This is a genomic window from Leifsonia sp. Leaf264 (assembly GCF_001422325.1).
Taxonomy (GTDB): domain Bacteria; phylum Actinomycetota; class Actinomycetes; order Actinomycetales; family Microbacteriaceae; genus Orlajensenia.
Genome location: NZ_LMMR01000005.1, coordinates 376,434 through 396,069, shown reverse-complemented (window position 1 = coordinate 396,069; position 19,636 = coordinate 376,434). Strand labels below are relative to the sequence as shown.

Here is a 19,636-nt window from a genome sequence, read left to right as displayed (position 1 = left end):
GGACAGCCAGGCAATCGCTGGAACCAGCCCACACACCTACAGGTCATGAACAACATCAACCGCCCCAAGCACACCAACCCGGATGGGACATTCGCCTACCTCGATGAGGGTGTCCTGCGGAACCAGGACGGCAGGTACGCGAACGTGCAGACCTCCCCTGAAGCTGGGTTGAACATCACGATGGCCAGCGACTTCGACGACATCAGCGAGGGAACCGAGTGGATGTTCGACGTCGAGGACGACGCCCTGCACACGATCGCGGTGTTCCGCACCGATGAGAGCGCCACGATCTACGAGGAGACCGGCGGCTCGGAGCTCGTCGCCACCGGCCACGTCCGGTTCGACTTCTACGACGCGGTCCCGTCCGGAGTCACGGACTCCACCGCCTACCTGAACGACCGGACCAACGTCATCGACCAGTGGATCCGTGACGCGTTCGACGACGCCCGCCTGGAGTCCGGCGGCACCGGCAACTGGGAGGAGCAGGACGTCATCATCGAGCTCGACACCGAAGACCTCGGCGGGACGTTCCCGACCACAGTCGACGAGCTCGTGGACGGGTTCCACAACAACTCCAAGGTGGACGGCATGACCCGCGACAACCACGAGACGATCCTCACCAACCTCCGCGAGTTCCTCGCCGGCCGCGACCGCGACGGGATCCCCGCCGGGTTCATCGAACGCTGACCCCAGGACAACAAGAAACCCCGCACCGAGATCATCTGGTGCGGGGCTTCTGCGTGCTGCTGGGGATTTGGTCGCTACGTGTTCACTCCGGTGAGCTTCGCGATGCGGGCGATCAGCTCGAGAACGACTTCCGGGTTCGCGGCTGCGATGAACGCAGCGTCCTCCCGGTTGTACGTGGTGGTGGCGATGATCCCGCCTCCGAGGAACCCGCGGCCGTCGATGACGTGGTTTTCGCCGTGCAGAGTCTCGTATGTGTTCCAGGGGCCGTCGGTTGCGGCTTCCGCGAGACGGCGGAGCTCCACCAGTTCCGGCGGCAGCAGGCGGGGCGGCGGGGGCGGTTCGATCCCGTCGCAGACTTCGTACCCGTCTTCGTCGTCGACACCATAGGTGTGGCGGTGGCGTTCGTGGACGTCGGTGCGATCGCACCGGGACGCGTGCATCGGTCCGGATTTCACTGGCATACAGGTGAGCCATGTGGCGTGAGCGCCCGGCTACGCTGCCTTCCCAGGCTCGACTTCGTAGACGTCGTACCTGGTGTCGGCCGGCTGCCCAGCCAGCCACTTCTCGTAGCTGACGGCGACAGCATCCTTCGGCTCCCGAACAACGGGGATGGTGGAGGTGAGGCCGGCGGCTTCGATCGCTGCCTTCTGTGCGAGGTACGACTCGTACCGTTCCGTGTCGGCTGGTGTGACTCGGTACCGGGAGGCGACGTACTTCTTGTACTCAGCGGTGCGGTCGGTCAACCGGTCGATCTTCGCCTCAGCGTCCTTGCGTTCGGTGAAGTAGCCGAAGTCCGGATAGACCGCCCACTTCATGTATCGGTCGTTGTCGAGCGTTCCGACTTCGATCATGAAGATGGTCATGCTGCTGCTGCCTTGTCTGTGACGTAGTGGTCGTACCAGCGGCAGGTGCCTTCGCGGGGTGAGAACCGGGCCTTCTTCATCCATACGGTCTGGCAGGATGCGGCCATGCCGGTTCGGAGCATCGGTTCCGGGTCGTGCTCCAGGGTGCAGTCCTCCTTCGGAGGTGCTGCGTCCAGGCCGACGTGCTCGGGGCAGCGGCTCGGTCCGACCGTCCAGCCCTTCTTCGCGAACTCCTTCGCGATCTGCTTGTCGGTGAGGTGGTCTGCGTGGGTGGTGATCCGCTGGTCGCAGAGGAAGCATTCAACGAAAGCGCTCATGAGGGGTTCCCTTCAGGGTGGTGGGCGAAGCAGATGTCGTAGGTGCGGCCGTCGACGCGTTCGGTGCGCCATCCGGCTCGTTTCGCTTGCCGGCGGGCTTCGCCGGTGCGGGCGGTGTCGGACTGGAACCAGCCGGGGCAGCCGCCGAGGTCGGAGGGGAGGTTGGGGGCGCGGTGGCTGAGGGCGGGACCGTCGCAGTTGATGGTGACTTCAGCGAATGCGCTCATCGACCGACCACCGAGTACAGGTCGTGCTGGGTGTTCGTGCGCATCCGGTGGACGTCGTCCTGGTCGTACCGGGTCAGGTCGCCGGTGGAGGGGTCGTCGAAGTACTGGCAGGTGCCGACGGCTTCGCCGGGCTCGAACTCGTACACTTCACCCCAGCCGGCGTGGCCGTGGGTGTTGCAGAGCATCACGGGGGCGCCGTCGACGAACTCGATCGACCAGATCTCTGGCTGGAACGAGCAGGGCGGTTCGGTGGGCTCCTGGGTGGGCTGCGGCATGGGTGTCCTTCTTTCTTCGACACCTACATGCGCGGACCGCCGAGATTCTTGTCGATCAGGGCTCCGGGACGGCGGCCATGTCGTACCCGTTGGTCCGGAAGTACTTGTAGGCGTCCCGGTACGAGCAGTCCTGCTTCTGGCGGTGCCGGTCCAGGTCGTACCAGGTTGCGACCGGCTGCTCCTCGTCGATGGTGGTCTCGGTGGTGTCGGCTGCGGTGGCTTCGGCCGGGCCCGCGTCGGCAGCACCGATCAACTTGATGACGACGTCTGCGGCCAGCTCGGCGGCGGTCTCGTCTGTGTGGATGGCGACGGACGTGTAGCCATCCTCGCCGCGGAACCTGTGCGCTGTGAGTCGGGCTTCGGTGAACGCGGCGACCAGGGCCTCGCGGGACGGGATTCCGGGCGCGGCGGCCTGACCGGTGCCGGCGGGGCCCACCTCGACGACGGCGTATGTGTCGGACGGGTGGACCTGCAGCCACCGCTCGTGAGTGAGTGGCTCGGTTCGGGCCGGCGGACGCACGGCGGGGATGGTGGAGGTGAGTCCGGCGTCGGCGATCGCCTTCTTCTGCAGGAGGTATTCGTCGTAGGCGAGCTGCTCCATACGGATGGTGCCGCGTTCGATGTTGGCGTAGGTCGTGTACTCGTGCTCGCGGGCGTTCAGCCGGTCGGCTTCCGCTTCTGCAGCCGCCGCGTCGGTGTAGTAGCCGGAGTCGATGTTGGCGCTGGTGGCCCAGGCACCCGTCTCGTGGTCGTACGCCGTGCGGTTGATCAGGTAGATGCTCATACGGCGCCTCGGTCTGCTTGGTTGCGGAGCCACTGGGCCCACTTGTCGGCGTGGTCTTCTTCGTCGCCTGTTTCGGCGAGGTCGGCGAGGTGATTGATGGTGCAGCGCCGGTTCTCAGCCCGAGCCTCGTCGTTCAGGGTGATGGCGTCGCGAATCAGGTCGTAGTGGTCGACAGCGAGCTGTCGGCCGGCGTCATCGCCGGCGGTGTGGAGCACCTGGTCGAACAGCTGGGCGAGGGCGTCCTGCGGGTCGGTTGTCTTGGGCATGCGTGTCTCTTCTGTGTCAGGGTCGTGGGCGACCGGGTTCAGGAGTTGTTCCACTGTTCGAGGGTCATCCCGTTGGCCATGGCGGTGACCAAGGTGGTGTGGGCGATGGTCTTGTCGAGTTTGTCGAGGGCGTCGCGGGCGCGGAGGATGTCCGCGTCGAGCTTCGGGTTCCCGGTGGGGTAGGCGGCGAGCAGGTCGGCGACGTCAGCGCGCTGCCTTGCGGCGTCCGATGGTCCGTCGACGATGGTGTTGTGGGCTCGGATCGCTTCATCCTGGAATCGGGACCGGAATTGCGCTTCCTCAAGGACCTTCGCGGCGTTCAAGCTGCGGAAGGAGTAGTGGACAACATCCCCTTCAACGACTCGGGCGTACTTGATCAGACCGGCGAACTTCGTCCCGGTCTCGATCGTCGTCAGATTCCGGCGCTGAGCCATGGCGGTCCTCCGTTGATGCTGAAGTCACTCATCGTCTTGCCAGCCCCAGTTACCCGGTGTGCGCGCCGGCGGCCTGATCGGTGCTGGCAGTTGGATGCCGGGCCCGCCGATTTTGGTGATTTCCGCCGGGTGCACACGGTGCAGCGGGATCGTCTCCTTCATCCCGAACGTCGCCTCCACGACCACGCTCTTCGGGTTGAGGGAGAGCACCTTGTAGTTGTGGACGGACCACTTCGTGGACACCCACTCGCCGACCGTCCACGGGTTCTTCGCGAGGAGTTCGGCGCCGCGGGCGGCTCTCCGGTTGGCGCGGTCCTGGAGCAGCTCGGTGAGGGTGTTGCGGGTTTCGGAGATGGCGTAGTCGAGCTCGTCGTCGGTCATCGGGTGGCCTCCACGATGTTCTGCCATGGGTTGACCTCGCGGAACACGATCGTGTCGAGGTCGGAGGAGAAGTAGTCGGTGGCCTTCTCGTACGTCGGAGACACGGACTGCTTCATGATGCGGCCGTCGATCATCCGGATTGCGAACTCGCGTTCCTTTCCATCATCGGGAAGGTCGCGGCGGGTGATCGTGTACGACTCGACGTCCTTGCCGATCAGTCCGTTCTTGGACCGGAGTGCACGATCGTCTGCGTAGAGGGCGCCGCCTTCGGTGGTGATGACCGTGGTCCGCTCGTACGTGTCACGGAATTGGACGGTGATCATGTCGCCGCCGAGCGCGTCGGCGAGGGTGACGGGGGTGCTCATGCGGCGGCTCCGAGCTTCGTGGCGCGGTGCAGGTTCTTCTGCATGATGATGAGCCACTCGTGGTGCACGCGCGGCTTCGCGGGGATCGGCTCGCGCGGCTCGTCGCCCGCGGGGATCACCCCGTTCTTCCGGAGGTAGGCGCGCTGGTCCATCAGCTGGTTGTACGTGTCGCGGGCCTTCCAGTTGGACCGCTCGATGGTGTTCACGTGCACGGCGTAGTCGTCGGCGTAGTCGTTCAGCTCGTCGACCCTTAGCTGCGCTGCTCGCGGAGAGGTGAAGAACCCCTCCTCGGTGGCGAGGGTATAGGTGTACTCGCCGAAGCCGACGTCTTCGAGGGACGGGTAGCCGGTCTCGATGACGTAGATCTCCTCGGCGCGGGGGGTGACGTTGGGGATGCTGTTCTCAGCAGTGGGGAGGGTGTCGATGTCGATCATGCGGATGCCTCGTTCTCGTCGGTGACGGGTCGGTAGTCGCGGCGGAACCCCTTGATGGTCAGCCAGTGCAGCATCTGCGGCTCAGCATCAGACAGCAGCTGGATGAATCCGCCGTCGGTGTCGTGCCAGGCGTTGATGAAGTACGTGCGGCCGGTGCGGTTGTTCCGCCACTTCGCCTTGTACTCGAGTTCGGTGCTGTCCATGGGAGGGGACCTCTCTTTCAGCACCTACATGCGCGGATGCGGACCCCTTTGCGTTGACTGACCGTCAGCCCTCTTCGGTGTCGTTTCCGTACTTCGCCCACAGGTCATAGGCGAAGTCCTCCAGCGGCCCTTTGACATACGAGTTGTACAGCCAGGTGGCCTGCGTTCGGCTGACGGCTGCGAGGTTCTCGTCCCTCAGCACGCCCCAATCCTTCAGCTGGGCGAAGATCCCATGCATGACTGGAGCGTCAACGGTCACCTCGCGAAGGAACCCGTCCATGTCCTCAGGGATTTGCCCGACCAGGTACGACGCTTCCATCGTCCGCAGGTCTCCGAGCGCCAAAGCCAGCGTCGTGTTGTAGACGAAGTTCAGGTCATCGTCGGTGATCGTGGCGAGCTTCTCGTCGTCGAGCTTCTGCAGCTTCCGGGCTTCCACCAGGATGCCGGGCATCATCTTGCGCATGTCGAGTTCACCGGCAGCTGTTCCGAAGGCGGCGTCGGCGCGGTGCTTGTGGCCGAGGTTGATGGTGCCGAATCCTCGGCCGCCCCACCCTCCGGTGTCGATCGGGATGGCGTCGAAGCCGTCATGGAGGTTCTTCAGGTCGAGGGCGACCTGGTTGTAGAGGGTGGCGTCGCCGTCCTGGAGTGTGAACGTCTGAGATCCGTTCCCGGCGGTCACCTCGACAAGTCGCAGGGATTTGCCACTCTGCACGCCGGTGAGTTCGAACTTCGCGGACACAGCATCCGGGTACACGGCGGTGATCCGCGCGCTGACCAGCGCCACCTTCGCGTCGTCGACAGTCTTCTGGGCGGCGATCATCACCCGAGCTTTCTCGTCGATGGCGTTCCACCAGGCTGCTTCCGCGTCGGCGATCGCCTGCTGCGGAGCGGTGAGGGGTGCGGCTGCGGCCGATGCGGCGGTGTTCTTGTGGGCGGCGAACTCAGTGGAGGAGTGGCCGTCCTGTCGCTCGAGGCCGAGGTCGCGGCGGGTGACTGGCTTCTGGTTCTTGGTCATGCGTTCGTAGGTGTGTGGCCCTGCCGCGGAGCTTTCCGGTCGAGCCGAGCCGAGCCGAGCCGAGCCGAGCCGAGCCGAGCCGACGTGTTCTCAGCCGATCAGTGAGGTGCCGTTGAGCCAGCTGTTTCCGGGGAAGGGGAAGATGGCGCTGCACAGGTCCATGTTGTGGCTGGTCGCACGGAAGCACTGCTGGTGCGCCTGGGTGGACGCGTTCGGCACGGCCTGGATGAGAACCCACATCACAGCGAGGGTGGCGACCAGGGTGATGGCGGCGGCGAGGATGTACTTCTTCATGGTTCCCGTTTCGTTCGGCGACGGCTCAGAGTACGGCCCTGCTGGCTAGTTGAGGTTCTCGTGCGGGTGCGTGTCGGCGGCGTCCAGCTGCGCGCCGATCGCTGCCAGCACCTGCGTAGGCGTCGGCACCTTCTCCCACCCTCGGACACGGGCGATCTGCGGGGGGCGGAACGGCTCGAAGCCGGCGTCGGTGACCCGGTCTTGCGGTGCGGCGCCGTGCCGGTAGCGGGTGTGAGCGAGCAGCGCCTGCCAGAGCGTGGTGCGCCCGTCGACGAAGACGCCGTGGGCTGCATCCCATGTCTGCTCGGACGGGTCGGCGACGAGCTCGACGATACGGTCGCGAGTGTCTTCGGTCAGCGGCTGATCCAGTCCATTCCGGCATCGGTCCAGCAACACGTTCAGGTCGCGGCGCCGGCGGGCGGTGGTGATGTCGGTGATGATCGCGTTCACCACAGGATCGCCGTCACGGGGAACGCACCGGGGGTCTCAGCGGTGACCTCGTCGAGGAGGAGCATCCACTCCTCGCGGGGGCTGTCAGGACCGGTGGTCATGGCGACACCCCAGAGGTGCTGAACGTCCGCGGCGTAGTAGCGGGGTTCCTCCTCGCTGAACCAGTTGCTCCAGGTGTTCACGGTTGCGACGAACTCGGCCTGGTCTGTGTGCCCGTGCCCGTAGATACCGGTTCCTTCGCGGTCGTCGAAGAACGGGTATGACGTGGTCGGATCCCACTGGGTGCGGAAATCCTCAGCGGTGACGTCGATCACCCGGCGGACCTCGGTGTCGTCCTGGAACCGTCGGGTGACGTCGTTGATCACACCGTTGTGGAGGACGTCGCGGTCGTCGCGGTAGATGTACGGAGGCTGCTGGAACCGGTCCGGGTTGGTGGTGTACTCGGCCTGGCGGACGGACCAGCCGACGTACTGTGTCCAACTTCGCTGGTCTGCCGGGGTGAGGTTGTCCCAGTTCTCGTCGGGGTGGAGGTGCTGCCAGGCGGCGCGGGCTGCCTCCTCGAACACAGTCATCGGGGGACCACCGTCACGGGGAACGCACCCTTGGTGGTCTCGGTCACATCGTGGGTGGACAGCAGCCAGGAGTTCACGTCGCCGTTCACCGTGTAGGCGACAGCCCAGTCGTGCTCGACGACGGAGGCGTCGTAGGTCGCTTCTCCCGGGTCGACGTTCCCGACGTACACGTCGTAGTCGTTGACGGCGGCGGCGAACGCCTGCTTGTCGGTGTGGCCGTACCCGAAGATGCCGATGGCCTGCTCGTCCTCGAAGAACGGGAAGGTGCGCTCGTCGTCCCACTTGACGGCGAAGTCGTACTCGTTGACGGTGATGGGGGTGCGGACTTCGGTGCGGTTCCGGTATCCGCGGTCGATGGCGGCGCGTTCAGTGTCGCCGAGGACCCCGGCGCGGTAGATGTGGTCCGGCTCACCGGAGCGCTGACGGGTGGTTGCGGTTTCGGCGCGGCGGGCGGCGTCACCGACGAGGCTCATCCAGTTGGTGTGCTCGTCGGACGGGATGCTGTCCCAGTCGCCTTCGGGGTGGATGGCTTTCCAGGCAGCGCGGGCGGCTGCGTCGTAGTTGAGCAGGGTCATTGGGGCTCCTCAGAGGTGGCGGATGTCCTTCGTCTCCACCTACATGCGCGGACCTCGGAAGGAACGCGAGGCTATCTGGGGAGCTCTGCCAGCGACACCCTCCAGAACGCCCACGACGGCGCACCTGACTCGAACCGTGACCCGCACAGTTCAGCCGCCAGACGAGTGAGGTGCGGGCGATGACGTTTGCAATGCCCGATGGCCGAACCGTATCCAGAGACGGACGACCCGTACTGCCATCCCCCGTCGACACACCGCTGGGCGCCGATCGGGTTCCGGTCGTAGAAGCCGGGGAGATCGACGTCGAGCCTCTGTCGACGGATGCGCTCCACAGCCAGGTAGCGGAGGCGACGCGCTGCTGAAGTCCTCACGCGCTATCCGACCGTTTCCATTGCTGCGGAGAGCTCAGCGATCGCGGCGATGCGGGCGGCTTTCAGGCGCGCGTCATAGCTGGTGGCGCAGTCTTCGCAGAGGTAGATGTACCCGTGGTCGTCGGCGAGGTGATGCTGGCTTTCGACGATGGTGGCGATGGGCACACCGGACTTCGCGACCTCGAACTCATGGTTGACGCAGCGCCGATCCCAGGTGGTTTCGATCTCCAGCTTCGTGGCGGGTTTCCCGCCCTTGGAATCGTCCTTGTCCCACACGTAGACGTAGGAGTCGTACTCGTTGTCTCCATCTTCGCCGGCGTACGGTTCGGTCCGCCAGTAGACATGCTCGACGTCGAACCCGCGGCTGGGGGCGTCGTAGAACTCCTCCTCGGCGTCGCGGGCGAGGAAGCATTCAACCTCGAACAGGTCGAGGTGGCCGTCGATGAGGATCCCGGTGGTGGAGCCTATGCCGCCGTCGTAGTCGAGCTCGGAGATGGTCTCGTAGGAGAAGTAGGGGAGGAGCTTCGTCATCGGTCGTCCTCGGCGTCGTCAGGGTCGTTGAAGTTGCGGAGGTCGTCGCCGGCCGCATCGGCCCAGTCCCAATCCTTGTCCGGTTCGACGTCTGCGACAGTTGCGGTGCGGGCTTCCTTCAGCAGCGCGACGGCGCTGAACAGCAGCGTCTTCGTGCGGAGAACCTCCGGTGTGAGGCGGGCGGAGGTGAGGCCGAGGTCGTGGTCGGCTGCCTTGATGAGCTCGTCCAGGTCGGTGATCGGGGCGAGCGGGTCTGTGATGGTCATGGTGTCCTCGTTTCAGGTTGCGGGCGGGTGCCGGCGTTACGCCAGGCAGGCCTTGGTGTGGTCGCGGAGCCGGTCGGAGGGCTCGCCGGCGGTTCCGTCCTGCCAGAGGATGCGGCGGCCGCAGTTGTCGCAGGTCGGCGCTTTCCCGCGGAGACGTTCCGCGTCGTTCAGGTAGCCGTGGGCGGTGTAGGCGATGAAGATCGGGATGAGGATCGCGAAGACGCTCATGAGGACGATGGCGAGCGTGGTCATGCGGCGGTCCGGTCTGTGAACTCGAAGTCGACGCCCTCTTCGACGCCGACGGACAGGCCGTCAACCTCGGACCACCACAGGTGCCGGCCGCCGTACATGTGGTCGAGGTCGTTCGGGTTCTCGCGGAGGACCGTGATGGTGGTGCCGGCGGTGGCGTACTGATGCTTGTCCGGGATGCCGCGGCTCTTCACCGTGTACACCAGCGTGTCCTTCAGCAGACGGCCGGGGCGGCTCACGCTGACACCGCCGCTCGGGTGAGAAGGGGGATGACGGAGGCGCTGTCGTACCGCTCCGAGAACGGGTGGAAGGTGGAGTTGTTCTCCCATTGGATGACAGTGGTCTGGTTGTTGTCGCCGGCAAAGAAGACCGAACGGACGATGCTTGCGCCGTAGTGGCTGGAGACGGCATGGTCGCCGGGCTTCAGACTGTCGCGGCGGACCAGTTCGTAGGCGGCGCCGGCGGGGATGAGGGCGTCCCAGTGGGCGCGAAGGCCCTCTCCGACGACCGGGAATGTGGTGTCGGTGTCGGCGGGGATCCCCGGGATCTGCGACCAGTTGCTCGCGCGTATGCGGCGGATGGGGACGCACAGGTTGGCGTCCGGGTCGTCGGCGTTCTCCAGGTTGGCGCGGGCGGCTTGGTTCTGAGCGTCGGTGACGTCCCAGGCGGGCGCCTCATCCCAGATGGTGCCTTCCGGGGAGAGCATGCCGGATCCGTACTCGAACAAGCTGGCGCGGGCTGCGTCGGCGGCGTCCTGCTTGGCCTGCTCGATCATCGGCATGAGTGCTCGTGCCATGGCGTAGTCGCCGGCGAACGGTTCGTAGCTGAGCAGCACATGCCCGGTTCGGGTGGTGCAGATCTTCTCGGCGAGCTGCTGCAGGAAGTGATCGGTCATCGGAGCTCCGGATCGTCGGGGTGTCTTTGTCACCACCCACATGCGCGGAGGATCCGTGTTTTGATCAGACGGCGGTCGCCCCGTGCCGTTCCCATTCGCCTTGAGCGATGCGGCGCACGACGACGGCGTCGCTCAGGTGGTCCTGATCGGCGATGTCTTCAAGCGCCCAGCGGAGCAGGACGGGTACGTCGGCGGTGGTGGTCGCGTGGTCGACGATGTAGATGCCGCCGTCCAGATCCAGTGAGGCGACTCCGTATTCGTACTCTGTCGGCAGGCCGAGGAGCTCGCGGATGATGCGGGCTCGGTGCAGACCGAGCTGGTCACGACCCCACGGGAGCGGGCGTTTCCCTGCTTCCGGTTCGGCGCCGGTCCAGTACCCGCATTCGCAGGTGACACCCATCGACACGGACATGCCGCGAGTCGGGAAGTGCTGGGCCAGAGCGGAAGCGATCCGCTCGGTGAGTTCGTCCATAGGGAGGAGGTCGGTCATGCGGTCACCCCTTCAAGGTCGGCGTGCCGGTACGTGAACACAGCGTTTGGCAGGGAGAGATGGGCAACCTTTCCGACCAGATCGTCAGCGGCATCCTGGTTCTTCACAGTCGGTTCATTGGCCGACAGCCGGCCAAGCTCAGCCCACGCGAAAGACGCATCCCTGGGGAGGCTGCCGGGGTGTTCGGCGGCGAACGTCAGGTAGAACCGCACTTCCGGGACGAGAAGGTTGGCGAGGAGCACCTTCGTGATCTCCTGACTGCGGCGCTCATGGTCGGTGGTCGGGTCGGTCCACTTCGATACGGCATCAGCGATGATCGCGACAACGATCGCGTCGACGTTCGGGTGGGTGCCGGCGCTCACAGCAGACGCTCCAGGACGTCAGCCCATGTCTCGTAGGCGTTGCCGGGCCCGAAGTGCAGCCATTCGCCTTCGAACTGCGCGGCCCCGTTGTTGGGGCGATCGTCGATGAGGTAATCGCCGCGGTTGAGGTTCTTGTGGTGCGACAGGATCAGACGCTTCCACGCGGGTGTTCCCTCGTCGGTGCCGAAGTGGCGCTGCACCCATTCGAGCTTGTCGCTCCAGGCACTCGGGTTCAACCACGGAGCGGTCGACAGGATGTACACGTCGTACACCTCGGCGAGGGCGTGGAACGCTTCGATAGCGCCGGGCAGCGGGTCCATGAGCGCGAAGATGCCGGGGACTTCATCCATGCGGCCGTCGTACTCGTCGTGGACGCGCTGCTCCAGCCGCTCGAACGAGCTGGGGAAGTCGACGATCGTGTTGTCGAGGTCGATGTAGACGATCAGCCTGGCGGTCATGCGCTCACCCTTCCCGGCTGCAGCCGGCCGGCGCCACGGGCGATTGTCTTGGCGCGGGCGTCGGCAACACCGGGGACGACGATTTCGGGTCGGCTGTTGTTGATGTGGTCGAGGTCCCAGGTGCCGCCGTAGGAGTCCACCCAGTCACACGAGATGAACTCGCCGTCCTCGTCGACAGAACCGGGCACGTAGGTGGCGACCATGCGGATGGTTTCGTCCCACTGGTCGTCGAACGTGACGACCTGGCCGATGTTCGGCTCCGCACGGGCCGTGCTGACGTTGAACTCCTCGTGGGCGTAGGTGTTGTCTTCGCCGTCGTTCCAGACGACGGTGACGCCGACGACCTGGGTGTCCGCGTCGAAGTCGTAGCCGTACTCGGCGGCGTCGAAGCCGAACGAGCGGTACTCGGCGGATGCTGCGACCTGGTCGAGCGGAAGGCCGGCGATGTCCTCCGCGTTGCTGCGGGCTTCGTGCAGGTCGGTGAACTTCCCGAACACGCCGACGGTCAAGCCCTTCCCGGTCTTGTCGACGATCACGGCTTCCAGTTCGAACGTGGAGCCGGGCTCCGGGTCGGTGATCGGCTGGTTTGCCTCGTCAACGGCGGGGGTCTGGGTGATGATCAAGGGTTGGGCTTCCTTCTCAGTTCGGCCATGAGCGGCACTGTCTTCTTCACCACTGTCATGTGCGGACCGACGAAGCTTTACCCAGTGGCCCTAAGGGCCCTACTGATAGGAGAGAGCCGCTATTCACTCATCGACAGGCCCGACGCGGCTTCCGGTGGTCGGCTTCGCGCCGACGATCCCGGGGACGATGATCTCGGGGTGGTTGGCGTTGATGACGTCGAGCTTCCACGAGCCGCCGTACACGTCCACGAAGACGCAGTCGATGAACTCACCGTCCTGGGAGACAGCACCGGGGATGAACGAGGCGGTGAACCGGCCGTCTGTTCCGTCGTACGGGTCGTCGAACGTGACGACCATGCCGACGGCCGGCTCGGTGATCTGGACGGGGGTGCTCTCCGCTGCCGGGTCGATGGTTTCGATTCGGATGGTGGCGCGGTGGGTTCGGAAGATCTGGCCTTCGTCGTTGTACTCGCCGATGTCGATGAAGTCGGCTTCCGGGTCCTCCGGGTAGTTGTACTGGAACCAGGTGCCGGCCTGGTTCGCGTAGGAGAGGTCCTCGGCGATCTGCGCGGCGTTGAGCTTCGGTGCGGAGGTGTGCTCCACGAGGATGGTCGATTCGACGACGGTGGCGGACACGACGACGGCGTCAGCAGGGTAGCTGTCGGGGCGGGCGATGGCCCGGGCGACGGGGTGGTGGCGAAGTTCAGCGACACTGATCCCGATCAGGGCGGTGGTCATCCCCTCGGCAAGAGGCTTCTCGGTGACGTCGTCTACCTGGATGGCGACGACCGGGGTGCCGTCGTTGCCGGTCACGAACAGGTGGACGTCGTATCGCACGCGGGTGCCGTTGGTGTCAGTGCTCATAGGGAGATCCTTCTTTCTTCACAACCGTCATGTGCGGACCCTGGCGGGTTTGTTCCCGCGTGGGCTAGGCGAAGGTGGGGACGCGGGTTGCGATCCGAATGTAGTGGAGCACTCCGAGGAGCGCGTCGCGGTTCACTTCAACCGACACTGATGGCAGCGCATCTGGCTTCGCGTCCTGGCGGCTGAGGTAAACACCGTCGACTGTGGTGGCACGGACGGGATTGTTGTCGGTGTCGGCCCAGATGACGTCGATGTCGTGGCCGGCTTTGCGGACCTCGGGGAGCAGCAGGTTGCAGACGGCCCGGTAGAGGACGGCGTGGGTCTGGCCTTCGATGATGTCGAGGTCGTCGCCGGTGAACTCAGCTGCGAACGTGTCGGTGATGATGTTCCCGCGGTGGAACCCGAAAGGTGTGAACAGGTCGTCCGAGTTCAGGACGGCAACAGTTTCCGGTGGGGGCGTCTGGCGCAGGGGTGTCACGCGGCCCGTTCGATCTCTGGGCGGCCGGCGTTGATCTGAGCCAGCGACCATTCGGTGCGGAGGATGTCCTTCCAGCAGAACAGGTCGTCGTCGACTCGGTCTTCGCTGGTGCGGGCGAGGCAGGTGACGACGACGCGCGAGGGGTTCTCCGGGTTGGACCACGGATCGTCGAAGGTGACGACCATTCCGAGGGAGGGTTCAATGGTCTGGGCTGGGGTAGTGAGCTCTGGCATGCGGTTGTTCTCCTAGGCGGCGATCGGGACGATCTTGTGGGTAACCTCGAAGTCGACCCGCCAGACGCTCTTCTCGATTTCGGTGATCGTCGCCGTCTCCACGACGGACGCCATCTTGTCGGCGAGATCCTGACGCTCCGCAGCGTTGGTGCGACCGAATGCTCTGATCTCACCGGTCTGGGAACCCTGCGCGCGATACGCGTTCACCGTCATGGATGCGTAGTTGTACCCGGCGTGCTTGACGATCCGGTCTGCGTTCTTAGCCACTGTCTGTGGTCCTTCCTCTTCACCACGAACATGTGCGGATCGGCTGGTTTTCGGTCAGTCCGACGGATCGGTTTTCGGCAGCTGGCCGGAGATGCCGAACGACCCGATCGTGTACCCGGCCTCCTCGAGCAGAGCCCTGATCTTCTCGTCGGCCTCCTGGTAGGAGGCGGGGCCGGCTAGGACTTGGAAGTCGACGGTGAGGGTCCCGGTCCGCCATCCGGGGCCGCGGGCGTCCCATCCGGCTTCGAACGCGTCCTGCTCTGTGCCGGACAGGTAGTACCCGCCGAGCTTCTCCTGCTCCCAGGCGAGCATCGCCGCGTACGCATAGGAAGAGCAGCACGCCAACGGGCAGGAGCCGTTGCGTTCTGCCTCATGGACAGCGCGGATGGCCTGCAGGTTCGCTTCGTGGAGCCATCGGGAAGCTTCCGCTGCCTTCCGGGCACGACGGATCAGCCGTCGTTCAGACCAGGACAGCATCGACGCTTGCCGTGGCTTCGAGGCGGCGGAGGTTCGCGATCGCGTTCCGGACTTCGTCTCTGCTCCAGCCGAGACCGTCAGCGGACTCCGGGTCGGTGACCAGATTGTGGATCGCCTCAGACACCTCCGAGGCGGAGCCGTCCCAGTTGTTGAGGAACGCGTCGAGTACAGGGTTCTTGGATGTCATCAGCCGTGAGGCATGTGGCGGTCGGGCGCACCATCGCGGCCGTGCGCGTACGCGCGCCGCAGGTACGCGGCGGTCACGATCTCGAACGCCTCATGCCCGGGCCCGGCGAGCTGAGCCTCCCGCTCTGCGTTCAGCTGTGTTGCCGGAGATACGTTGAACAGCTCCCCGGAGTCCCAGTTGAACACCGCCCACACCTGAGCGTCCGAGATGGCTTTCGCGTCGCCGCGGAAGTGGTTCACCACTACGACGCCGACGGACGCTCCGCCGAGGACGAACGCCGCGATGATCAGCGCGGTGGCCCAGAGGGTCACGGCTGCGGCTGCTTCGTATTGAACAGGTCGTCGACGGACACCTTCGGGATCGACTTCTCGTAGTCGGCACGGGCATCCTTCAGCCCGAACGTCAACGCGGCGGTGACGTTCTCCCGGTAGAACTGTGTGGCGATGAACCGGTACGCGAACATCGCGATCTTCGTTGCGACGGCGTCGCGAGTCCGGCCGAGCCAGGACTTGTCCGGCGCATTCCAGTCGAATCGGGGGCGTCCGCTGTTCGTGACGTCGATCTTCACCACGACGTTGTCGTCGGGTCCGAGCTGGTCGACGGGGAGGTGGTCGAACAGAAGCGCATCCTCCGACAGGTGGATGCCGGCGTCGGTGGTCCAGTTCCCGCGAATCCGGTACAAGTGGGTGCGGTCGGTGCGGTACGCAGGGAGCGGGCTAGGCATGGTTCGTGTCCTCCAGTGTCGGGGTGGCAGCGGTTTCCGGCCAGCGTTCCCAGCTGCGCTTCTCGCGCTTGTCGTAGTGGTCGCCGTCGTGGTCGACGTCGAGGTCGCATTCGTAGAATTGGATGCGGGCGTTCAGCCTGGCGGTGCCGCAGCCGAAGCTGACCGGCTCCCGGTCCCGGCAGCGGCCGGAGAGGAACGGCCTTGGGCTGAAGATGCTGGCGCTCATCGGTCACCGGCCTCGCGGACGCCTTTGTGGCGGCCGTGGTTGAACGCATTGCTGAGGAGCCGCGCCGTTTCCGCCGGTTGAGCCTGGTGGTCGTGGTCACAGAGGGCGGCTTCCTTCTCCGCGTTCTCCTGCGTCCCGCCGTCAACGAGGTAGCGCGTGCCGTTCGCCCAGTTGTAGACCACCCACTCCTGCTTCGAGTCGGGGTGGCGGTACCCGGAGTCGACAGCGGCGCGGGCCAAATCGAGGAACGTCTCGGAGTACGCGGCAGGGTTCTGCGTCACCGTGTGGTCGGGTTCCGCTTTCGCCCACGCGCGGGTCAGGATGCCGTGCAGCGCGACGACGTCGTCGTGGTGCTGGAAGGTGCGGGTGGTTCCCACGGGGTGCTCCTACAGGATCGGGTGATCAGGGGTCGGGCTCTTAGTCACAGCTGTGGCATGTGGCGCACTCACCGGTCGATGGCAGGCGACATCAGGTACGGCGGGTTTGCCGGGTCTGCGGCCGCGTGCCCACCGCCGGCAGGTCGGTACCGGCCGATCGCGCTGGCCATCGCCTCCTCTGCGGTCTCACCGAACTCGACGAACGCGTTGTGCTGGCCGTACTTCCCGGACGGATCGATCAGGGTGAGGCCCCACATCGGCGGCCGGCGCAGCACCTTGGTGCGCCCTTGATCCTCGGCTGGCTTAGGCGCTTCGACAGGTGACGCCGCGGGGATGCGCACCGGCTTGCGCCGAGCCGGCACCTTCGAGGCGACGGACCCGGGGGTGATCGCTTCGTCGAGGTAGTCGAGGACGATCTGGCGTTCGTTCCCGTCGACGTCGAACCCGTTCGCGCCGGTCGGTGCGATCCAGCAGGGGATCGTCCTGATCTCGTCCCGAACCTCCTTCAGGGTGGCGCGGCGGCCGGCGGCGTATGCGGCGTCGTACAGCTTCTCCACTGCAGCCTGCATGGATTCCGGGGTGAAGTCCGAGTCGGTCACCTCGTTGTACGCCTCAGTGGTCAGCTTGGCGCGGCGGCGGTCGGCGTTCATGCGGTCATCCTGTTCTCGTACTCGGCGGCCAATGCGATGGCACGGTCGATGGCTTGGTGGCCGATCGGGTCGGAGATGTGCTCCTCGGCGATCGTCTTCGGCCCCCAGCCGGCCGGGTTGGGTTGACGTTCCGTCTCCAGCGTTGAGCTGACGAGGATGTCGTAGCCGTCGCCGGTGTGGCTGATCGTCCAGGTGGAGAAGTTGTCACCGCCGTGGGCCGTCTTCAGGGCGCTCATGCGAGCACCTCGGGGGCAGCCTTAGCCGGGTCTGATCGCTGCGGGTGGTAGTCGACCTCCCAGGTGGGGTGGCACCGGGAGGTGCGCTTCTCACCGTCGAACCTCACACCGATGTACTGGGCGGGGAACGACACGACAGTGCCCCACCGGCCTTCGACGGTGACGCGCTGGCCGCGTTTCACCGGGACGCGGTAGTTGCGGCGGATCCACTCGGCGGTCATCGCGCGTCGTCCACGAGGGTGTAGGCGATGATGCAGCCGCTCAGTTCTTCAGCGCCAATCAGGTTGTTCGCGATCGCCTCGTCGAAGAGGGTGCCGGTCTCGTTGTCGGCGAGTCCGAGGCGGGTGGCGGTCTCGCGCATGATCCCTCCGGCGGGCCCTCTCCCGCCGTTCTCCGTGATCACGTCGACGATGACGCCGACACGTCGGTCAAACTCGGCGGTCAGCTCAGCGGAGACGGCCTGGTCGAACGGAGACTCCTCTCCGGAGAGGATGGCGGTGAGCACGTACTTGTTCGGTTCGGCGCGGAGGAACCCACACTGGCGGAGGTACCTCTGTGCCGAGGTGACGATCGTCTCGGCGTCCGGGTGTGTGCTCACCGGCACACCGGCACCGGCGCGGGTCAGGATGTCGCGGTTGACCTTCTCGGCGTCCTCGGAGAAGAACTCTCCGAGCTGGGAGAGTCGGTCGGGGAACCCGTTGACGTAGTAGTCGTTCTTCCCGACGGGGCCGTGCAGCCAGTATTCGGTGAGCTCGGCGACGATCCCGCGGAGGTGCGCGAGTTCGGCGGCGGCGGTGTCGGTCTGGTCGGCCATCAGTTCGTTCCTTCGGTGGTGTTCAGGTAGTTGGTGCGGCGGGTGGCCTGGAGGGCCAGGAGCCGGTCGTGTTCGGTGTCGGTGACCCGGTCGCCCCAGTGAGAGAGCTTCGTGCCGGGCTGGATGTCTTCGGGGTGTCGGGCGGAGCGTTCGTCGCACCCGTCGAGGGGTGAGCAGTCGTCGCAGACCCCGTACGCGGTGCCGCCGCCGGCGGTGTTGGTTCCACCGCGGGAGTCGAGGCCGGGAGCACCTTGGCGGCCGCAGTCACGGCAGCGGCGGGAGGACCGCCACTCCTGCCAGTCGGCGGTCGAGAGGTCCATCGCACCGTTCAGCGGCGGGTAGGTGATCGGCTTCCAGTCGGCGGTCATCGTGCCTCCACAGCGGTCGCGATTTGAGGGATCAGGCTGAAGCAGGTGGCGCAGCGACCGGACGCGTCGAGATCGTCTGGTGGGGTGTGACCGTCGCGGGCGCACCGCTCTTCCACGGCGACCCAGTCCAGGTCGGCGAGGATGAGACGGCGGATATCCGCCCAGCGTTCCTCCCGGATGCCGAAGGTTCGCAGTTCGGCGTCGGACCAGTCACGCCAGTGGTGACGGTCCCACTGCTCGATGAGCTCGCGGTATTCGTAGCCGCCTTCGATGCCGCAGATGGTGTGCTCACGGCGGACTTCGTCACGGGTCTGTTCACACTGCAGGCATGTGCCTTCGGGGAGGTGCCTCATCGGCGCTCCTCCTCAGCGCGGCGCACCCGGTACCCCTTGTCGAACATGGCGTACCCGACTCCGAGCGCGACCGAGTAGGCGGGGTCGTTCGCGTCGAACGGCACGTCGACACCGTTGACGGTGCGGGTCAGCTGCAGCGACTCGAACGCTTCCCGCTGGGCGGACTGGTTAGTGGGGCGCACCTCGGACGGACGGTGAACCATGGTCGGAAGCGCGGCTTCGACACGGCCCCAGACATCGTCGGTGAACTCACCGGTCGAGGTGAGGCGCGCGGGGCTTCCGTCGAAGGTGTGCCACTCCGCCAGCGTCTTCCGGACGGCATCCTCGACGACTCCGCGGAGCTCATCCTCGGGCTCGTCGAGGGAGCAGACTCCGGGGATGTCGATGATGGTCATGTCGATGGCCTCGGCGAGCTGCCGGGCGACGTGCGGGGTTGCCCGGTACAGCGCCTCCCGGTTGGCGAGGAACCAGTCGCGGGCGTCGGCGAGCTGCTGCTCAGCGGTTCGCTCTGTTGCGTTCATCGGCTCTCCTCCGCAGCTTCGGCCTGGAGGGCCTCTAGCCGATCCAGTTCGTGCCCGGAAACAGCTGTGATCGGGGACACGAAGAAGGACTCCTTTGTGGCGAACACGGCGTACCGGATGCCGTTATGCACACCCACCTGGATGCATTCCTTGTCGTCGATGCTGTCGCGGCCGAAGAAGCCCCAACCGAATCCGCGGACGACATCACCAACCTTGATCTCAGCTGCCTCAGGCATCGGAGCCTCCTCGTTTCTCGTCTTGGGTTTCGCGGCGCCAACGGGTCTCTTCCCTGCGCTTGGTCGCCTTCTTCACGGTGCGGCGTTCCTGCTTGGTGTTGCAGCAGGAGCAGCCGTTCGCGTGCAGGTTCTTCTGGTCGTAGTCCTTCGACGACTTGATCACCGACGCTCCTCACCTGCATGCAACGGATCAGGGCGACGTGTTCGCACCACGGGGTTCTCCGTTGCGGCAGTTCTT

General features: G+C 65.6%; 46 protein-coding genes. 1 reads left to right on the top strand and 45 read right to left on the bottom strand.

Annotation, left to right across the window (positions count from 1 at the left end; translation table 11 throughout):
- Nucleotides 1–45: 45 nt before the first annotated feature.
- The gene (locus tag ASF30_RS11465) at nucleotides 46–687 is read left to right on the top strand and encodes a hypothetical protein (protein ID WP_055906365.1); all 642 of its coding nucleotides are present in this window, start codon (nucleotides 46–48) and stop codon (nucleotides 685–687) included.
- A 74-nt stretch (nucleotides 688–761) separates the two neighbouring features.
- On the opposite strand, the gene ASF30_RS11460 is transcribed toward ASF30_RS11465, so the two are convergent.
- From ASF30_RS11460 to ASF30_RS22710, 45 genes are all read right to left on the bottom strand, one after another.
- Nucleotides 762–1,148, bottom strand: a complete 387-nt coding sequence (locus ASF30_RS11460) for a hypothetical protein (protein WP_157497277.1) — start codon at nucleotides 1,146–1,148, stop codon at nucleotides 762–764.
- Nucleotides 1,149–1,178: 30 nt separating this feature from the next.
- The gene (locus tag ASF30_RS11455; protein ID WP_055906360.1) at nucleotides 1,179–1,550 is read right to left on the bottom strand and encodes a hypothetical protein; all 372 of its coding nucleotides are present in this window, start codon (nucleotides 1,548–1,550) and stop codon (nucleotides 1,179–1,181) included.
- Complete coding sequence (locus tag ASF30_RS11450) at nucleotides 1,547–1,867, bottom strand: hypothetical protein (RefSeq protein ID WP_055906356.1); 321 nt, start codon at nucleotides 1,865–1,867, stop codon at nucleotides 1,547–1,549. The genes ASF30_RS11455 and ASF30_RS11450 overlap by 4 nt, the downstream gene beginning before the upstream one ends.
- Nucleotides 1,864–2,094 (bottom strand): hypothetical protein, encoded by a 231-nt coding sequence (locus ASF30_RS11445; RefSeq protein WP_055906354.1) that lies wholly within the window; start codon nucleotides 2,092–2,094, stop codon nucleotides 1,864–1,866. The genes ASF30_RS11450 and ASF30_RS11445 overlap by 4 nt, the downstream gene beginning before the upstream one ends.
- Nucleotides 2,091–2,369: a hypothetical protein gene (locus tag ASF30_RS11440; protein ID WP_055906351.1), complete on the bottom strand. Its 279-nt coding sequence runs from the start codon at nucleotides 2,367–2,369 to the stop codon at nucleotides 2,091–2,093. The genes ASF30_RS11445 and ASF30_RS11440 overlap by 4 nt, the downstream gene beginning before the upstream one ends.
- A 55-nt stretch (nucleotides 2,370–2,424) precedes the next feature.
- Nucleotides 2,425–3,153, bottom strand: coding sequence for a hypothetical protein (locus ASF30_RS11435; RefSeq protein WP_055906348.1), 729 nt, complete (start codon nucleotides 3,151–3,153; stop codon nucleotides 2,425–2,427).
- Nucleotides 3,150–3,419 (bottom strand): hypothetical protein, encoded by a 270-nt coding sequence (locus ASF30_RS11430; protein ID WP_157497275.1) that lies wholly within the window; start codon nucleotides 3,417–3,419, stop codon nucleotides 3,150–3,152. Before ASF30_RS11430 ends, ASF30_RS11435 begins: the two co-directional genes overlap by 4 nt.
- Nucleotides 3,420–3,457: 38 nt before the next feature.
- On the bottom strand, nucleotides 3,458–3,853 hold the full coding sequence (locus ASF30_RS11425) for a hypothetical protein (RefSeq protein WP_055906342.1): 396 nt from the start codon (nucleotides 3,851–3,853) through the stop codon (nucleotides 3,458–3,460).
- Between the two features lie 24 nt (nucleotides 3,854–3,877).
- Nucleotides 3,878–4,234 carry a hypothetical protein gene (locus ASF30_RS11420; protein ID WP_055906338.1) on the bottom strand — a complete coding sequence of 119 codons (357 nt, stop codon included), beginning with the start codon at nucleotides 4,232–4,234 and terminating at the stop codon, nucleotides 3,878–3,880.
- Complete coding sequence (locus ASF30_RS11415; RefSeq protein ID WP_055906335.1) at nucleotides 4,231–4,599, bottom strand: hypothetical protein; 369 nt, start codon at nucleotides 4,597–4,599, stop codon at nucleotides 4,231–4,233. Before ASF30_RS11415 ends, ASF30_RS11420 begins: the two co-directional genes overlap by 4 nt.
- On the bottom strand, nucleotides 4,596–5,033 hold the full coding sequence (locus tag ASF30_RS11410; RefSeq protein ID WP_055906332.1) for a hypothetical protein: 438 nt from the start codon (nucleotides 5,031–5,033) through the stop codon (nucleotides 4,596–4,598). Before ASF30_RS11410 ends, ASF30_RS11415 begins: the two co-directional genes overlap by 4 nt.
- A complete protein-coding gene (locus ASF30_RS11405; protein WP_055906329.1) occupies nucleotides 5,030–5,236 on the bottom strand; it encodes a hypothetical protein in 207 nt (68 codons plus the stop codon). The genes ASF30_RS11410 and ASF30_RS11405 overlap by 4 nt, the downstream gene beginning before the upstream one ends.
- A 64-nt stretch (nucleotides 5,237–5,300) precedes the next feature.
- Complete coding sequence (locus ASF30_RS11400) at nucleotides 5,301–6,251, bottom strand: hypothetical protein (protein ID WP_055906326.1); 951 nt, start codon at nucleotides 6,249–6,251, stop codon at nucleotides 5,301–5,303.
- Between the two features lie 90 nt (nucleotides 6,252–6,341).
- Nucleotides 6,342–6,545: a hypothetical protein gene (locus ASF30_RS11395; RefSeq protein WP_055906323.1), complete on the bottom strand. Its 204-nt coding sequence runs from the start codon at nucleotides 6,543–6,545 to the stop codon at nucleotides 6,342–6,344.
- A 45-nt stretch (nucleotides 6,546–6,590) separates the two neighbouring features.
- A complete protein-coding gene (locus ASF30_RS11390) occupies nucleotides 6,591–6,998 on the bottom strand; it encodes a hypothetical protein (protein ID WP_055906320.1) in 408 nt (135 codons plus the stop codon).
- Nucleotides 6,992–7,567, bottom strand: coding sequence for a hypothetical protein (locus ASF30_RS11385; RefSeq protein ID WP_157497273.1), 576 nt, complete (start codon nucleotides 7,565–7,567; stop codon nucleotides 6,992–6,994). Before ASF30_RS11385 ends, ASF30_RS11390 begins: the two co-directional genes overlap by 7 nt.
- The gene (locus ASF30_RS11380) at nucleotides 7,564–8,142 is read right to left on the bottom strand and encodes a hypothetical protein (protein ID WP_055906315.1); all 579 of its coding nucleotides are present in this window, start codon (nucleotides 8,140–8,142) and stop codon (nucleotides 7,564–7,566) included. The genes ASF30_RS11385 and ASF30_RS11380 overlap by 4 nt, the downstream gene beginning before the upstream one ends.
- Before the next feature lie 374 nt (nucleotides 8,143–8,516).
- Nucleotides 8,517–9,044, bottom strand: coding sequence for a hypothetical protein (locus ASF30_RS11375; protein ID WP_055906312.1), 528 nt, complete (start codon nucleotides 9,042–9,044; stop codon nucleotides 8,517–8,519).
- Nucleotides 9,041–9,310 carry a hypothetical protein gene (locus ASF30_RS11370; RefSeq protein ID WP_055906309.1) on the bottom strand — a complete coding sequence of 90 codons (270 nt, stop codon included), beginning with the start codon at nucleotides 9,308–9,310 and terminating at the stop codon, nucleotides 9,041–9,043. Before ASF30_RS11370 ends, ASF30_RS11375 begins: the two co-directional genes overlap by 4 nt.
- Before the next feature lie 36 nt (nucleotides 9,311–9,346).
- Complete coding sequence (locus ASF30_RS11365; RefSeq protein WP_055906306.1) at nucleotides 9,347–9,562, bottom strand: hypothetical protein; 216 nt, start codon at nucleotides 9,560–9,562, stop codon at nucleotides 9,347–9,349.
- A complete protein-coding gene (locus tag ASF30_RS11360) occupies nucleotides 9,559–9,798 on the bottom strand; it encodes a hypothetical protein (RefSeq protein WP_055906303.1) in 240 nt (79 codons plus the stop codon). The genes ASF30_RS11365 and ASF30_RS11360 overlap by 4 nt, the downstream gene beginning before the upstream one ends.
- On the bottom strand, nucleotides 9,795–10,454 hold the full coding sequence (locus ASF30_RS11355) for a hypothetical protein (RefSeq protein WP_055906300.1): 660 nt from the start codon (nucleotides 10,452–10,454) through the stop codon (nucleotides 9,795–9,797). Before ASF30_RS11355 ends, ASF30_RS11360 begins: the two co-directional genes overlap by 4 nt.
- A gap of 64 nt (nucleotides 10,455–10,518) precedes the next feature.
- Nucleotides 10,519–10,944 (bottom strand): hypothetical protein, encoded by a 426-nt coding sequence (locus ASF30_RS11350; RefSeq protein WP_157497271.1) that lies wholly within the window; start codon nucleotides 10,942–10,944, stop codon nucleotides 10,519–10,521.
- Nucleotides 10,941–11,306, bottom strand: a complete 366-nt coding sequence (locus tag ASF30_RS11345; protein ID WP_055906294.1) for a hypothetical protein — start codon at nucleotides 11,304–11,306, stop codon at nucleotides 10,941–10,943. The genes ASF30_RS11350 and ASF30_RS11345 overlap by 4 nt, the downstream gene beginning before the upstream one ends.
- Nucleotides 11,303–11,764, bottom strand: a complete 462-nt coding sequence (locus tag ASF30_RS11340) for a 5' nucleotidase, NT5C type (protein ID WP_055906291.1) — start codon at nucleotides 11,762–11,764, stop codon at nucleotides 11,303–11,305. The genes ASF30_RS11345 and ASF30_RS11340 overlap by 4 nt, the downstream gene beginning before the upstream one ends.
- A complete protein-coding gene (locus ASF30_RS11335) occupies nucleotides 11,761–12,387 on the bottom strand; it encodes a hypothetical protein (protein ID WP_055906288.1) in 627 nt (208 codons plus the stop codon). Before ASF30_RS11335 ends, ASF30_RS11340 begins: the two co-directional genes overlap by 4 nt.
- A gap of 123 nt (nucleotides 12,388–12,510) precedes the next feature.
- The gene (locus ASF30_RS11330; RefSeq protein WP_055906285.1) at nucleotides 12,511–13,251 is read right to left on the bottom strand and encodes a hypothetical protein; all 741 of its coding nucleotides are present in this window, start codon (nucleotides 13,249–13,251) and stop codon (nucleotides 12,511–12,513) included.
- 64 nt (nucleotides 13,252–13,315) lie between these two features.
- On the bottom strand, nucleotides 13,316–13,729 hold the full coding sequence (locus ASF30_RS11325; protein ID WP_055906282.1) for a hypothetical protein: 414 nt from the start codon (nucleotides 13,727–13,729) through the stop codon (nucleotides 13,316–13,318).
- On the bottom strand, nucleotides 13,726–13,962 hold the full coding sequence (locus tag ASF30_RS11320; RefSeq protein ID WP_157497269.1) for a hypothetical protein: 237 nt from the start codon (nucleotides 13,960–13,962) through the stop codon (nucleotides 13,726–13,728). Before ASF30_RS11320 ends, ASF30_RS11325 begins: the two co-directional genes overlap by 4 nt.
- A 12-nt stretch (nucleotides 13,963–13,974) precedes the next feature.
- Nucleotides 13,975–14,229, bottom strand: a complete 255-nt coding sequence (locus tag ASF30_RS11315; RefSeq protein ID WP_055906276.1) for a hypothetical protein — start codon at nucleotides 14,227–14,229, stop codon at nucleotides 13,975–13,977.
- A gap of 54 nt (nucleotides 14,230–14,283) precedes the next feature.
- Nucleotides 14,284–14,706 carry a hypothetical protein gene (locus ASF30_RS22715; protein WP_157497267.1) on the bottom strand — a complete coding sequence of 141 codons (423 nt, stop codon included), beginning with the start codon at nucleotides 14,704–14,706 and terminating at the stop codon, nucleotides 14,284–14,286.
- Nucleotides 14,690–14,893, bottom strand: coding sequence for a hypothetical protein (locus ASF30_RS11305; protein ID WP_055906271.1), 204 nt, complete (start codon nucleotides 14,891–14,893; stop codon nucleotides 14,690–14,692). Before ASF30_RS11305 ends, ASF30_RS22715 begins: the two co-directional genes overlap by 17 nt.
- Complete coding sequence (locus ASF30_RS11300; RefSeq protein ID WP_055906267.1) at nucleotides 14,893–15,204, bottom strand: hypothetical protein; 312 nt, start codon at nucleotides 15,202–15,204, stop codon at nucleotides 14,893–14,895. Before ASF30_RS11300 ends, ASF30_RS11305 begins: the two co-directional genes overlap by 1 nt.
- On the bottom strand, nucleotides 15,201–15,617 hold the full coding sequence (locus tag ASF30_RS11295; RefSeq protein WP_055906264.1) for a hypothetical protein: 417 nt from the start codon (nucleotides 15,615–15,617) through the stop codon (nucleotides 15,201–15,203). Before ASF30_RS11295 ends, ASF30_RS11300 begins: the two co-directional genes overlap by 4 nt.
- Nucleotides 15,610–15,843 (bottom strand): hypothetical protein, encoded by a 234-nt coding sequence (locus tag ASF30_RS11290; protein ID WP_055906261.1) that lies wholly within the window; start codon nucleotides 15,841–15,843, stop codon nucleotides 15,610–15,612. Before ASF30_RS11290 ends, ASF30_RS11295 begins: the two co-directional genes overlap by 8 nt.
- Nucleotides 15,840–16,220: a hypothetical protein gene (locus ASF30_RS11285; protein WP_055906257.1), complete on the bottom strand. Its 381-nt coding sequence runs from the start codon at nucleotides 16,218–16,220 to the stop codon at nucleotides 15,840–15,842. Before ASF30_RS11285 ends, ASF30_RS11290 begins: the two co-directional genes overlap by 4 nt.
- 68 nt (nucleotides 16,221–16,288) lie before the next feature.
- A complete protein-coding gene (locus tag ASF30_RS11280; RefSeq protein WP_055906254.1) occupies nucleotides 16,289–16,870 on the bottom strand; it encodes a hypothetical protein in 582 nt (193 codons plus the stop codon).
- Entirely contained in the window at nucleotides 16,867–17,106 is a 240-nt protein-coding gene (locus ASF30_RS11275; RefSeq protein WP_055906251.1) for a hypothetical protein, read from the bottom strand. The genes ASF30_RS11280 and ASF30_RS11275 overlap by 4 nt, the downstream gene beginning before the upstream one ends.
- On the bottom strand, nucleotides 17,103–17,327 hold the full coding sequence (locus ASF30_RS11270; RefSeq protein ID WP_055906248.1) for a hypothetical protein: 225 nt from the start codon (nucleotides 17,325–17,327) through the stop codon (nucleotides 17,103–17,105). Before ASF30_RS11270 ends, ASF30_RS11275 begins: the two co-directional genes overlap by 4 nt.
- Nucleotides 17,324–17,920: a hypothetical protein gene (locus tag ASF30_RS11265; protein ID WP_055906245.1), complete on the bottom strand. Its 597-nt coding sequence runs from the start codon at nucleotides 17,918–17,920 to the stop codon at nucleotides 17,324–17,326. The genes ASF30_RS11270 and ASF30_RS11265 overlap by 4 nt, the downstream gene beginning before the upstream one ends.
- Entirely contained in the window at nucleotides 17,920–18,288 is a 369-nt protein-coding gene (locus tag ASF30_RS11260; protein ID WP_055906242.1) for a hypothetical protein, read from the bottom strand. Before ASF30_RS11260 ends, ASF30_RS11265 begins: the two co-directional genes overlap by 1 nt.
- Entirely contained in the window at nucleotides 18,285–18,641 is a 357-nt protein-coding gene (locus ASF30_RS11255) for a hypothetical protein (RefSeq protein WP_055906239.1), read from the bottom strand. Before ASF30_RS11255 ends, ASF30_RS11260 begins: the two co-directional genes overlap by 4 nt.
- Nucleotides 18,638–19,162, bottom strand: coding sequence for a hypothetical protein (locus ASF30_RS11250; protein WP_055906236.1), 525 nt, complete (start codon nucleotides 19,160–19,162; stop codon nucleotides 18,638–18,640). The genes ASF30_RS11255 and ASF30_RS11250 overlap by 4 nt, the downstream gene beginning before the upstream one ends.
- The gene (locus ASF30_RS11245; RefSeq protein ID WP_055906233.1) at nucleotides 19,159–19,398 is read right to left on the bottom strand and encodes a hypothetical protein; all 240 of its coding nucleotides are present in this window, start codon (nucleotides 19,396–19,398) and stop codon (nucleotides 19,159–19,161) included. Before ASF30_RS11245 ends, ASF30_RS11250 begins: the two co-directional genes overlap by 4 nt.
- Entirely contained in the window at nucleotides 19,391–19,561 is a 171-nt protein-coding gene (locus tag ASF30_RS22710; protein WP_157497265.1) for a hypothetical protein, read from the bottom strand. Before ASF30_RS22710 ends, ASF30_RS11245 begins: the two co-directional genes overlap by 8 nt.
- Nucleotides 19,562–19,636 lie beyond the last annotated feature (75 nt).